Annotated in this window: 2 protein-coding genes; one reads left to right on the forward strand and one right to left on the reverse strand. The window is 77.0% G+C overall.

Going from position 1 to position 13,908, the window contains the following annotated elements; genetic code table 11:
- Positions 1 to 57: 57 nt before the first annotated feature.
- Positions 58 to 8,475, reverse strand: coding sequence for an amino acid adenylation domain-containing protein (locus tag ACF089_RS05495; RefSeq protein WP_392022207.1), 8,418 nt, complete (start codon positions 8,473 to 8,475; stop codon positions 58 to 60).
- Between the two features lie 965 nt (positions 8,476 to 9,440).
- Here ACF089_RS05495 and ACF089_RS05500 point away from each other — a divergent pair.
- Positions 9,441 to 13,907 (forward strand): amino acid adenylation domain-containing protein, encoded by a 4,467-nt coding sequence (locus tag ACF089_RS05500; protein WP_392022208.1) that lies wholly within the window; start codon positions 9,441 to 9,443, stop codon positions 13,905 to 13,907.
- Position 13,908 lies beyond the last annotated feature (1 nt).

A 13,908-nucleotide genomic window follows, 5' to 3' on the forward strand; every position in this document is an offset into this window, starting at 1 on the left:
CCCGCGACATCGGCTTCGGCCCGGACCTGTCGGTCCGGGCCGAAGCCGATGGGCGCGTCAGCCCCGAGCGGGGCGCTCCGCCCCCAGGGCGGCCCGGTCGATCTCGTCGGCGAAGACGGACAGCCGGTCGTCCTCGAAGATCTGCCGCAGCGAGACCGCGGTGCCGAAACGGTCGTTGAGCCGGGCGGTCATCCGGGCCGCGAGCAGCGAGTCCCCGCCGATGTCGAAGAACCGGTCCTGGCGGCCGACCCGCGCCACCCCGATCAGTTCCTGCCAGATCCGGGCCACCTCGGTCTCCACGCCGGCCGCGGGCGGCTCGTCGCCCGGCCGGCGCTCCGGCGCGGGCTCCGGGGCGACGGCGCCCAGCGCGGCGCGGTCCACCTTGCCCGACGCGGTACGCGGCAGCTCCGGCACGAACACGAAATCCGCGGGGACCATGTAGTCGGGCAGCCGGCGGCGCAGGGCGGCCCTGATGTCGGCGCTCTCCGTCCCGCCCTCCCCGTGATCCGCGTGCGGCCGCAGATAGGCGACCAGACGCCGGCCCCGGTCCCCGTGCCCGGGGACGGCGAGCACGACCGCCTCGGCCACCGCCGGGAGTTCCAGCACCGCCGCCTCGACCTCGCCCGGCTCCACCCGGTGCCCGCGGATCTTCACCTGCTGGTCCATCCGTCCGGTCACCTCCAGGCCGTCCGGCAGCCGACGGCCCCGGTCGCCGGTGCGATACCGCCGGTCGCCGGGACGGCCGTCCGGGTCGGGCACGAAGGCGGCGGCGGTCGCCCCCGGCCGGCCGAGATAGCCGCGGGAGACGCCGAGGCCGCCGGAGACGATCTCCCCCGGGGCCTCCGGCGGTACCGGGGCGAGCGCGGCGTTGACCACCGCGATCCGCGAGCCGGGCAGCGGGCGGCCGGCGGTGACGTGCGCGGCGTCCGGGGCGATGTCGGTCCAGGTCGAGCAGAAGCTGTCCTCGGTGGTGCCGTAGAGATTGACGACCCGATGCGGGCCGCGCTCCCACACCCGGCGCGCCAACCGGGGGGACAGCGCCTCGCCGCCGAGCCCCACCGTGCGTACGGTGCCGGGCCAGGCGTCCATGTCGAGCAGCGCGGCCATGCCGGACGGCACCGTGGTGACCAGGGCGACCCGGTCCCGGTCCGGCAGACCGGGCAGATCGAGCACCGACTCGGCGATGACCGCGGTGCCGCCTGCGGCCAGCGGTGCGAACAGCTCGAAGAGGGACAGGTCGAACACCAGCGAGGTGGCGGCCAGCACTCCGGCCAGCTCCTCGTCGCCGAAGGCCCGGCGGCCCCAGGCGATCCGGGCCAGCGCGCCCTGGTGGGTGACGGCGACACCCTTGGGCCGGCCCGTCGAGCCCGAGGTGTAGAGGACGTACGCGAGCTGCCGCGGATCGACCAGCGCCCGCCCCCCGGGGCCGTCGGCCGGCGCCGAGGCGACCAGCTCGTCCACGGTCACCACCGGCACGTCGGAGTCCAGCCAGGAGGCCGTGTCCCCGTCGGTCAGGACGAGCACCGCGCCGGCGTCGGCGATCATCGCCGCCCGCCGCTCGGCCGGATCGGCGGCCCGCAGCGGCAGATACGCCGCCCCGGCCGCGAGCACGCCGAGCATCGCGGCGGGCAGATCGGCCGTACGCCGGTGGCAGATCGCCACCCGGTCCTCCGGCCCTACGCCCCGGGCGCGCAGCCCGGCGGCCAGCCGTGCGGTACGCCGAGCGAGCGCCGCGTACGTCACCGACTCGCCGGGCGCGGTCACCGCGACCCGGTCCGGCACCCGGGCGGCGGGGGCGAGGACCGCCTCGTGCAGCCACGGCGTGCCCAGGTCCGGCACGGGGCCGCCGTCGCCCGTCGCGGTCAGCCGGTCTCGCTCGGCCGGGGCGGCCAGGTCGACGAGGGCGAGCGGCGCGCCGGGATCGGCCAGTACGCCGCGCACGAGGCGGGCCAGCCGCTCGGGCAGCAGCTCGGCGACGGCCGGGTCGAGGAGCGTGTCGTCGTACTCGAAGGTGATCCGCAGGCCGCCGCCCGGAGCCGGGCCGGTCAGGACGCTGAGGTCGAACTTGGCCACCCCGGCGAACAGCGGCGTGGTGACGGCGCGGACCGTGCCGAGGTCGAGTTCGGTCGCGGCGGGCTGGTCGCCGATCATCACCTGGAACAGCGGGGTGGAGGCGGGCGCGCGGCCGGGCGCGCTGACGCCGACCACCTCGGCGAACGGCGTGTCGGCGTGCGCGAGCGCGCCGAGCAGTTCGGCCCGCGTCCGGGCCAGCACGTCACGCAGGCTCGGCGTCCCGGCCAGGTCGGCCCGCACCACGAGGGTGTCGGCCAGGCAGCCGAAGACCTCGGCGTGGTCCGGCCCGGTGCGCCCCTGCACGGCGACGCCCAGGCCGAAGCGCTCCTGTCCGGACTGCGCCCCGAGCAGCGCCGCCACCAGGCCGGCGACCGCCATGAAGCGGGTCGCACCGTGCGTACGGGCCACGGCGTCGAGTTCGGCGGCGGTCGTGGGCGGCAGGTCGCAGTGGGCCTGGCGCGCGGTGGGGACGGCGTCCCGGTCGCGCGTCCGGGACGCCGGCAGCCGCAGGTCGGGCAGGTCGTGCAGCCGCTCGCGCCACCACAGTGCGCCCGGGGTCGGCCGCTCCCGTGACGTCGACGCGGCCTCCGCGCCGACGTCGAGGATCGACGCGACGGCCGGCGGCAGCGGCTTGTCGGCGCGGTAGGCGGCGCCCAGGTCGCGGGCCAGCAGTTCGAGGGACCAGCCGTCGCAGATCAGGTGATGGGCGACGAAGATCAGCCGGTGGTCGTCGGCCGCTGTGCGCAGCAGCCGGGCGCGCCACGGCGGGGCGGCCGCGGGGTCGAACGGCTCGCGCGCGCAGTGCGCCTCGATCGGCGCGGCGGCGGACTCGTCGGGCAGATCCTCCACGGGGAGCCGTACCGGCAGGGTGACCGCGGCCTGCTGGACGACGACGCCGTCGCGGGTGACGAAGCGGACCCGCAGGCCCGCGTGCCGGTCGACCACGGCCCGCAGCGCCCGCTCCAGTCGGGCCGGATCGAGCGGTCCGGTGAGCCGTACCCGGGCGGCCACATGGTAGGCGGGGCTCAGCGGATCGAGCAGGTGCAGGAGGTGCAGCCGCTCCTGGGTGGAGGACAGCGGGTGGGTGTCCGAGGCCCAGGACTCGGCGGCGGGAACGACGTCCGCGTCCGCGTTGGCGTTCGCCAGCTCCCGGGCGACACCGGCGATGGTCGGCGTGTCGAACAGCCGGTCGAGACCGAGCCGGACGCCGGTGACCTCCTCCAGCTCCGACAGCAGCCGCACGGCGAGCAGCGAGTGGCCGCCCGCCTCGATGAAGTCCTGGTCGGGATCCGGCGCTTCGACGGCGAGCAGACGCCCCCACACCTCGGCCACGACCGCCTCGGCGGGGGTGAGGGCGCGCGCCGGCGTATCGCCCGACGCGGCGTCCGCGACAGCGGGGGCGGGCTCCGGCAGCGCGGCGAGCGCGCGGCGGTCGACCTTGCCGCGCTCGTCGCGCGGCAGCCGCTCGACCGCCGACCAGCGGCCCGGCAGCATCGCGCCCGGCAGCCGGGCCGCGGCATGGCTCCGCAGCGCCGCGACGTCGGCCGTGCCCGCCACATGGGCGACGAGCACCGCGTCCGGCTCGCCGGCCCGGTGGACCCGTACCGCCGCCTCGCGCACCCCCGGGTGGGCGGTGAGGACCGCCTCGATCTCGTCGAGTTCGATCCGCACGCCGCGGATCTTCACCTGCCGGTCCGTCCGGCCCAGGAAGACCAGGTCGCCGTCCGGGCGGCGGCGTGCCGTGTCGCCCGTGCGGTAGACCCGCTCGCCCGGTCGGGCGGCCGCCGGGTCGGGGACGAAGCTCCGCGCGGTCGGTCCCGGCCGCCGCAGATAGCCGCGGGCCAGGTGCGCGCCGGCCAGGTGCAGTTCGCCCGGCACGCCGTCCGCGGCCTCGCGCATCCCGTCCGCCCGCACGGTCGCGCCGACGGCGGGCAGCGGCGTGCCGATGGTGATCAGCCGGTCGTCGGCCGGGGCGATCCGCGCGGCGGTCGCGTACGTCGACGCCTCGGTGGGCCCGTACAGGTTCTCGACACGGGCCGGCCCGGCGGCGGCCAGCGCGCGGGCCAGTTCGCGGGGGAGCGGCTCACCGGCGAGATTGACGGTGCGCAGGGCGTCCGGGAGTCCGTCCGCGAGTAGCTGCGCGGCGATCGAGGGCACGGTGTTGACGAGGGTGACGTGGCCGCGCTCGGGCAGACGGGTCAGCTGGAGCGCGTCCCGGGCGAGCACGACGGTGCCGCCCGCGCACCAGGTGGCGAACAGTTCGAAGACGGACAGGTCGAAGGTGAGCGCGGTGCCCGCGAGGACGCCGGCCCGCTCCTCGTCCGTGTAGGCGGCCGCGGCCCAGTCGGCGAGGGCGGCGAGTCCGCGATGGGTCAGGGCCACCCCCTTCGGCCGCCCGGTGGAGCCCGAGGTGAACAGGACGTGCGCGAGCTGGTCCGGGTGGATCAGCGGGCGCGGCGGCGCGGCCCCCGCTCCCGCCGGGGCGGGCTCCGACCCGTCCTCCTCGTCGAGCAGGACGATCGGCGGGCCGGCGGGATCGTCCGGGTCGACCGGCACCGAGGCCGCTGTCGCCCGCACGGCCAGGATCGCGGCGGGCCGCGCGTCGTCCAGTACCGCCCGCAGCCGGGAGGCCGGCGCCCCGAGGTCGAGCGGGCAGAACGCCCCGCCCGCGGCGAGCACGCCCAGCAGCCCGACCGGCAGATCGAGCGTGCGCGGCAGCGCCACCGCGACGATCGCCTCCGGCCCGACCCCGAGCCGGGCCAGCCGCCGGGCGAGCCGGGCGGCTCGCCGCCGGAGCGCTCCGTAGCTCAGCGACGCGGCCCCCTGGCGCACGGCGACGGCGTCGGGCGGGAGGTCGGCGATGCGGGCGAGGGCGTGCCGGTGTCCGGGGGCGACCGGCGGGCGGGCGAGGGCGTCGCGGGGTTCCGGGGCGACCGGCTCACCGGTTTCCGTGGCGGGCAGCGCGTGGGCGGGGGCGTCGCGGGGTTCCGGCGCGGCCGGCGCGTGGGCGGGGGCGTCGTGGGGGGCGTCCTCGGACGGCTCGTCGGCGCCCGCCTCACGCGGCCCGGCTCCGGCGCCTGTCGTCGTCGGGTGGTCGACGCTGGCGATGCGCGCGGCGCTCAGGTCGCTCACCCGAAGGCCGGGGTCGGACAGGGCCGCGTTCAGGACGTCGAGGAACCGGTCGAGCATCGCCGTGGCCGTCGACTCGGTGAACACGTCGACCGCGTAGCGCAGGACCGCCACGCTCCCGGTCCCGGTGTGGGCGACCTCGACGGTCAGCTCGACCGGAGTGTCGGCGGGCGGCAGCGCCACCGCCTCCAGACGCAGACCGCCCAGGTCGAGCGGCGTACCGGGCAGGCCGATGGCCAGCTCGGCGGTGCCGGGCGGGGCGAAGCGCGGCGGCTGGTGGTAGACGAACAGGGCGTCGTAGAGCGGATTGCCGCCGTCCGTGCGGGACGCGCCGGCCGCCTCGACCACGGCCGGGAACGACAGTCCCTGGTGCTCCAGCGCGGCGGTGGCCGCAGCGTGCACCCGGGAGGCGAGTTCGCCGAAGGTCGGGTCGCCGTCGACGCGGGTGCGCAGCGGTACGGGGCTGGCCAGGAACCCGACCGTGGCGCGGGTGTCCGGGTCGCCCCGGCCGGAGACGGGCGCGCCGATCACGACGTCGTGCCGCTCCGCCGGTCCGCCGTATCCGGCGAGCACCGCGTTGAGCGCGGTCACCAGCACGGTGAACGGCGTCGTGCCCAGCTCGGCGGCGAAGGCGGCGAGCGCGTCGGCGGCCAGGCCGGGGACCGCCCGGCTGACGGCCCCGGCACGCAGCGTCGGCCGGCCGGAGCGGGCCCGGTCGGCCGGCAGCACGGTCGGCGGGCTGTCCGCCGCGGCCTCGGCCCACCACGCGCGCAGCCGGTCACCGGCCGGGCCGGTGGTCCGGGCCCGGCGGGCCGCCACGGCCCGGGCCGGGTCGCCCGGTTCCGGCAGCGCGGGCACGACGCCGTCGGCGAAGGCGCGGTGGGCCGCCGCGAACTCGGCGGCGAGCAGGGACGCGGACCACAGGTCGACGGCGGTGTGGTGCACCGCGAGGACGAGCAGGGTCGCCTCGGCGGTGCGTATCGCCTCGGCGCGCAGCAGCGGCCCGGCGGCCAGGTCGAACGGGGTCAGCGCGGCCCGGCGCAGCAGATCCTCGACGGCCCGCTCGGAGAGGCCGGCGGCCTCGTGCACGGCCAGCCGGATCTCCGGCCCCTGCGGTCCCACACCGCGCAGGGCCCGGTGCCGGGCGCCGAGCAGTTGCAGCGCGGCCTCGATCGGCGCGAGGCCGGTGTCGGGCGCCAGCCGGAAGGCGCGCGCCAGCACATGCGCGGATGTTCCTGGGTGACGTGCTTCGAGGTAGGCGAATCCGGATTCCCCGGCGAGCGCCGCGCCGGCGTCGAGGTCGAGTCCGGCGTCCGGAGCGCTCGCGGCGACGTCGGCCGGCGCGGCGCGACGTCCCCAGCGGTCGGCGATGTCCTCGGCCAGCGCGGTCAGCGACGGGGCCCGGTACAGCGTGGCCAGATCGAGCGCGACCGACCAGCGAGCGGCGAGGTCGCCCTGCAACTGGACCAGGCCGAGCGAGTCCAGCCCGGTGGCGACCAGCGGATCCGCCGGATCGGGCCGCGGGCCGGCGTCCGCGCCGGGCCCGCTCGTTCCCGTCGCCGCCACGATCCACTCGCACAGCGCCGCCGTCAGCGCCGCGCCCCGCTCGGCTCGCGGCAGTGCGTCGAGTTCCTCGTACGACCGCAGTCGCGCCCGCGCGTGGTAGCCGGCCGCCGGCCGGGAGCGGTCCTCGGCCAGCACGCGCAGTCCGCCGCCTGCGTACAGGTCGCGGGCGGCCGAACGGCGGACCTTGCCGCTGGTCGTGCGGGGCAGGGCGCCGCGCCGGCAGAGCAGCACCACCGCCGGCTGCACGCCCGCCGCGCGCGCCACCGCGACCCGTACGCGGCTGAGGAGGGCCGCGCGCCCCGCCTCGTCGGTGGTGCGCGGGCTGGACTCGACGGCGACGACGAGTTGTTCGCCGCCGTCGGACTCGACGGAGAACGCGGCGGCCGTGCTCGCGGCCAGTGCCGGGTCGACGGCGTGGACGACCTCCTCCAGGTCCTCGGGGAAGAGGTTTCGGCCGTGGATGACCACGGTGTCCTTGCTGCGACCGGTGATGTGCAGCTCGCCCGCGACCACGCGTCCGAGGTCGCCGGTGCGCAGGGCCCCGTCCGGTGTGCGGGCCGCGGCGGTGGCCTCGGGGTTGCGCCAGTAGCCCGCGGTGACGCAGGGGCCGGACAGGACGATCTCGCCGGTGCCGCCCGCGGGGAGCGCGGCGCCCGTGTCGGGGTCGATCACGCGCAGTTCCTGCCCGCCCAGGACACGGCCGCAGGAGACCTGTTCGGGCTGTCCCGGGACGTCGGACGGCACGGTGCGCAGTCCGCCGCCGCGGCGTCCGCCGGAGACGATCAGCGTCGCCTCCGCGAGGCCGTAGCAGGGGTAGTACGCCTCGGGCCGGAATCCGGCCGGGGCGAAGGCTTCCGCGAAGCGCCGCAGGGTCCGGGCGCGCACCGGCTCCGCGCCGATGAAGGCGACCTGCCAGGCGGACAGGTCGAGCGCGGCGCGGTCCTCCGGTGCGATGCGGTCGACGCACGCGTCGAAGGCGAAGTTCGGGCCGCCGGAGAGGGTCATGCGGCCGTCGCTGACCAGTTGCAGCCAGGTCAGCGGCCGCCGCGCGAACGCCTCGGGGGCCAAGAGGGTCATGGACATCCCGGACCAGAGCGGCGCGAGGATGCCGCCGACCAGTCCCATGTCGTGGTAGGGCGGCAGCCAGACCAGGGACCGGTCGGCCTCGGTCAGCCCCATGCCCTCGGTGATCGCCGCGCAGTTGCGCGCGAGGTTGTCGTGGCCGACGATCACGCCCTTGGGCGCGCCGGTGGAGCCGGACGTGTACTGCAGCACGGCCACGCCGGCCGGGGCGGCCTCGGCCGCCGCGTCGCCGGGGCCGAACAGCGGGACCAGGCCCTCGGCGGTGACCGCGCAGACCGCGCCGGCGTCGCGGATCACCGGATGCCGCATCAGGTCGTCCGCCGAGACGCCGAGGCCGCGGCTGGGCGGGAGCGGTACGGCGACCCGGCCCGCGGCGAGGCAGCCGAGCAGCGCGGCGACGTAGTCGAGACCGCCCGGCAGGGCGAGGGCGACGCGTTGGCCGGGGCGGGTCGCGGCGGCCAGCCGGTCGGCCTCCGTCTCGACCCGCGCGACGAGGTCCGCGTAGCCGATCCCGGTCGGCGGCCCGGCGTCGACGGCCTCGAAGTATCCGAGCCGTTCGGGCTCGCGCGCGGCCCGGCGGGCCAGCGCGGCGATGAGCGGTGACGGGTGGTCGAGGAGCGTCATGGCCGGTCCAGCCCTTCGGTCGCTTCGGTGGCCCGGCCGGGGCGGGCCGCGGCGGGGGAGCGGGACGGGGTGTCCCGCCCGGCGTCGGTGACGGGCGGCGCGCGGCCCGCCCGAACGGGCGACGCGCCGTGGCACGGACCGCTCCCGACCCGGACTCCGCCGGGCGCCGACGGCCTCCGCCCGGGCCGGCGCGTCCGTGTGGCGCGCCGCGAGGGCCTCGTTCCCGCGCTCCGGCGCGTCGCGGCGGTCGGCGAGCGGCGGCCCCTCCCGTCCACGAGCCGTCGGCCGGCGTCCCGGCGCATGGCACCGGTTCTTCGCGGTGCGGCGGCGAGACGCGCCGGGAGTCCGCAGCCGCCGTCGCCGCGGTGCGGGTGCGTCACCGCCGTGACGGGATCCCTCCGCCCGGAGCGGGCGAGCGGCGGGATCCCGTCGCAGCGGCCGGGCGGCGGTTCGATCCGCTGCCCGGCGCGGGTCGGGCAGGGCGTCCGCCCGGCCGCCGTCCGCGGAAGAGGGAGAGGCGCCGGGCCCGTCCGTCTCCCGGCAGCTCCCCGACCGGTAAGAAAACGCGTCGCGCATTCAGCCGATCCTCATCGGGCGCCCTTCCGTCGCTGGTGATGGCATTGTTGGGCCCTGCGGTCGGACCGATCGTGCGGGGCAGCGGAATTCATTCGCTCGATGAGATTTTCCACAGCGATCCGCGGTCATGGTCGGGCGATTTCATCGAAATGAGCGACGGACGTAGTCTTCGAGTCGGCGGTGGAGCAGTCAAGGCAGCTCAGCGACGTTTGTCCCGCCGGCGGGACGTCACTTCGAACCGGCGCGGAAAGCCGATCGGTGAGAGCGTCGCGGACCTGTTGTACATATTGGGCGTCATGTTACGGTGATCGGCGTCCACGGGCTGGAGGTGTTTTTCGGTGCGCCCTTCGATTCGCCGCCGATCACGAGAGAAACAGATATCCGCCGCATTGACGCAAGAAGGTTTCTGGTTTATCGATCAGCTGCACCCGGAAACCGCCGTGCACAATCTGGCGTTCGGCGCGGATCTCGTAGGACCGCTGGACACGGCCGCGCTGAGCGCGGCGCTCGGCGACCTCACCGCCCGGCACAGCCTGCTGCGGTGCCGCTTCGCCGTGGCGGACGGGACGCTCCGGCTCGACCTCGCGGGGACGGAGCGGGACGCCCGCTCCGGCGACCCCGCCGACATCCCGCTCCAGTTCGTCGACGTGCCGACGGCCGACGCCGCGGGCTTCGACGCGCCGACCGCCGACTGGGCCCGCCGCCCCTTCGACTACACCGGCGGCCCGATGGTCCGCACCGTGCTGCTGCGCGGCGGGCCCGAGCGCCACCGGCTGGTGCTGGTCGCGCACCACGCCGTCTTCGACGGCTGGTCGTTCCATGTGTTCCTGGACGAACTCGCCGCACTGTACCGGCAGCACGCCGCGGGCGTCCCGGCCCGATTACCCGAACTCGACCTCGACTACGCCGACTTCGCGCTCTGGCAGCGCGAGGCCCTGGCGGCCGGCGCCTTCGCCGCCGACCTTGGCTTCTGGGCGGACGAGCTGGCGGACCCGCCTCCGCCGCTGGAACTCCGTACCGACTTCGCGCGCCCCGCCCGGACGGCCTTCCGCGGCGGCGCGCACCGCTTCACCCTGTCGGCGGCCGATGTCGCGGCGGTCCGCGCGAGCGCCGCCGAGGAGTCCGCCACCGAGTTCATGGCCCATCTCGTCGCCCTTCAGGTGCTGCTGCACCGGCACAGCGGCCGCACCGACGTGGCGGTCGCCGCACCGGTGGCGAACCGCCCCGACCCCCGGCTGGAGAGGGTCGTCGGACCCTTCATCAACGTCCTGGTCCTGCGCGGCGATCTGTCCGGCGACCCGACACTGCGCGAACTGCTGATCCGGGCCCGCCGCCGCTGCACATCGGCCTTCGCCCACCAGGACCTGCCGCTCCAGACGGCGATCGACCAGGCGGCGAAAGCGCGGGGCGGCGCGGCCGCAGCGCCGTTCCTCCGCGCGTCGCTCGCCCTGCTGAACGTCCCCGCCGGCCGGCTCGACCTGGGCCCGGGCCTGTCGGTGCGGCCGTTCCCGGTCGACACCGGCACGGCGCAGAACGACCTCGCGCTGTACATCACGCCCGGACCCGACGGGGCCGAGGTGCTGCTCCAGTACGACAGCGATCTGTTCCGGCCGGAGCGGGCCGCCGAACTGGGCGCCGAGTTCGCCGGGATCCTGCGGACGCTCGCCCGGAATCCGGATCTGTCGCTTTCCCGGCTGTCCCGGACCGTAGGTCGGCCGTCCCGCACACCGGAGGCGCGCTCCTCGCGCTCCGCGCCCTTCCCGCTCGACGTGGTGCAACGGCGCTGGTGGGCGGCCGAACAGGCCAGGCCGGGCGACCCGGCCAACCGGCTCGGCGCGACGTACGAACCCGAGGGCGGCGCCCTCGACCACGGACGGTTGCAGGACGCGCTGTACGGACTGGAGCGCCGGCACGAGGTGCTGCGGTGCGCGTTCTCGGCGGACGGCCGGACGCAGACCGTCGTCCCGCCGGGCCGGCTGCTGCTCGGCGGGACGGCCGGCGCGCCCTGGCTGGACGCCGAGGTCGTCGACGCCGGGGCGGGCCGCCCGGCGGTACGCCTCAGGGTGCACCGGGCGCTGGCCGACGAACGCCTCTTCGGCCTGCTGCTGCGCGATCTCGTCGCGCTGTACACGGACCGGGACGCGCCGACGGCCCCGGCCGGCCTCCCCGGCCCCGGCCTTGTCGACCGGGCCCTGGCACGGCAGCGCTCCGGCGCGGGCCGAGGCGGCGAGGAGTACTGGCGCACCAGGGCGCCCACCCCGCCGGAACCGCTCGGCCTGCCCTCCCCGGGCGACAGACCCGCCGCCCCCTCGGGGCCCGCCGCCACCGAGCCGATCCGCGTCCCCGCCGAGACGGCCGGCGCGCTGGACGCCGTGTGCCGCGCGACCGGGGCGCCGCTCGCGGCCGGGCTGGCGGCGGCGCTCGCCGTCCTCCTGCGGCGGCACACCGACCGTACGGACACCGTCATCGGACTCGACGACGAGCGGCCGCCCGAGGGCGATCCGGCGCGGGGCCCGCTCGCCGCCGCGCTGCCGCTGCGCATCGAGGTCCCCGCCGGGGCGACCTTCCGGGAGCTGCTCGCCGCCGTGCACACCGAGATCGACGCCGCCGCGCGCGTACCGGTGCCCGCCACCCACCCCGAACCGGTCTGCCGCGCCCGGCTGTCGCTCCGCGATCCCGGCCTCGCGGACGGCGATCCGCCCGGCGTCACCCGGATCGACCGGGTGACGGCCGAGGACCTCGTCGTGGAGCTGACCGCCCGGGACGGAGCCCTGACCGGGGCGATGCGGTACCGGGCCGATCTCTTCGAACCCTCCCTGGCGCGAGGGCTCGCCGAGCGCTGGCCGGCACTGCTGGCGCGGCTGTGCGCCGCGCCGGACCGCCCGGTCGCCGACATCCCGGTGCTGACCTCGGCGGAACAGACGAAACTGCTCGCGGACTGGGACGCGACCGGCGACGCCGCTCCCGACACCACGCCGCTCGCCCTGTTCGCGCGACAGGCGGCCGCCGCGCCGGACGCCCCGGCCGTGGTCGCCGAGGGCCGCACCGTCAGCTACCGCGAGCTGGACGCCTGGAGCGACCGGATCGCGAACGGGCTGGCGCATCTCGGCGCGGGCGGCGGCCGCCCGGTGGCGCTGGTCCTCGACACCGGGGCCGAGGCGGTGGCGGCGCTGTTCGGAGTGCTCAAGGCCGGAGCCTCGATGGTCTGCCTCGATCCCCGGCAGCCGGCCGACCGGCTCGACGCCCTGATCGCCGGCCTCTCGCCGGACGCGGTCGTGGTGGACTCCACCGCCGGCCACGGCACCACCGGCGCTCCCCGAGCGGTCCCCGGCATCCCGTTCGTCAGCGCGGCCGACCTCGCCGGCCACCCGGACTCCCCGCCCCGCCGCGCCTCGGACGTACGCCCGGCGGACCCGGCGTATCTCGCGTACACCTCGGGCTCGACCGGCCGCCCCAAGGGCATCCCGCACACCCACCGGGACCTGGCGCAGTTCACGGCCTGGCAGAGCGCGCAGTTCGGGATCGGCCCCGGCAGCCGAGTCGCGCAGTCGGCCGCGCTCGCCTTCGACGTCGCCCTCTGCGAGATCTTCGGCGCGCTCTGCCACGGCGCCGCGCTGTGCGTCCGGCCGCCGGGCCCGAGGGCCGACCCGGTGGGACTCGCCTCGTGGCTGGCGGCCGAACGGATCACGCTGCTCCAGGTGATCCCGCGGCTGCTCGACGAGATCCTCACCGCCCTTCCGGGTCCGCTGCCCGCCCTGCGCACGGTCATGTTCGTCGGCGAGGCGCTGCCTTCGGCGCTCGCCGGGCGGGCCCGCGACCGGCTCGGCCCCGACGTCCGGCTGGTCAACGTCTACGGGCCCACCGAAGTGGTCGCCGCGACCTTCCACCAGCTCGGAGCAGGGCCCGCGCGGGGCGCCGTCGTGCCCGTCGGGCGACCGATCGCCGGCCGGCAGGTGCTGGTCCTGGACGAGGCCGGCCGGCTCTGTCCGCCCGGCGTACGCGGTGAGATCTGCGTACTGAGCCCGTATCTGACGCCCGGATACCCGGGAGAGGAGGCGGAGACCGCCCGCCGTTTCCGGCCCGGTCCGTTCACCGAGGGCGGGGCGCGGGGGACGCTCTACCGCACCGGCGACCTGGGACGGCTCACCGCGGACGGCACGCTGCTGGAGTTCGCCGGCCGGGCCGACAACCAGGTCAAGATCTCCGGCGTCCGGCTCGAACTGGAGGCGGTCGAGGCCGCCGTCGCCCGCCATCCGGACGTCGAGGAATGCGCCGTCGCCATGGTCACCACCGACCACGGCCAGCGCCTGGTCGGCTATGTCGTCACCGCGCGCGGCGGGCCGCCGGACGCGATCCGCGACTTCCTGCGGGACACCGTGCCCGCGTACATGGTGCCCGCCGAACTGATCGCGCTGCCCCGGCTGCCCCGCACACTCACCGGGAAGGTCGACCGGGCCGCGCTGCCCGCGCCGACGAAGCGCAGCGCGGCGGCGGGCCCGGCGCGCCGCGCGCCGCGCACCTTCGCCGAGCGCCGGATCGCCGAGCTGGTCGGCGAGGTGCTGGACGTCACCGACGTCGGCCCGGACGACGACTTCTTCGCCCTCGGCGGCAATTCGCTGCAGGCGGCCCGGCTGGTCAACCGGATACGCGAGACGCTCGGCGTCGAGCTGCCGCTCCAGACCCTGCTCGACGCGCCGACCGTGGCCGCCGCCGCCGAGGCGGCCGGTGCGCGAGGGGACTTCGACGGCCGACTGGCCGCCATCGAGCGCGAGCTCGAACAGCTTCCCGCCGAACACATCAATGCCCTGCTCGTCCAACACCGGGCGGGTCCAGCCACGGACGAGACGGAGCTTTGAG

Source organism: Streptomyces sp. NPDC014894, assembly GCF_043080985.1.
Classification (GTDB): Bacteria; Actinomycetota; Actinomycetes; order Streptomycetales; family Streptomycetaceae; genus Streptomyces.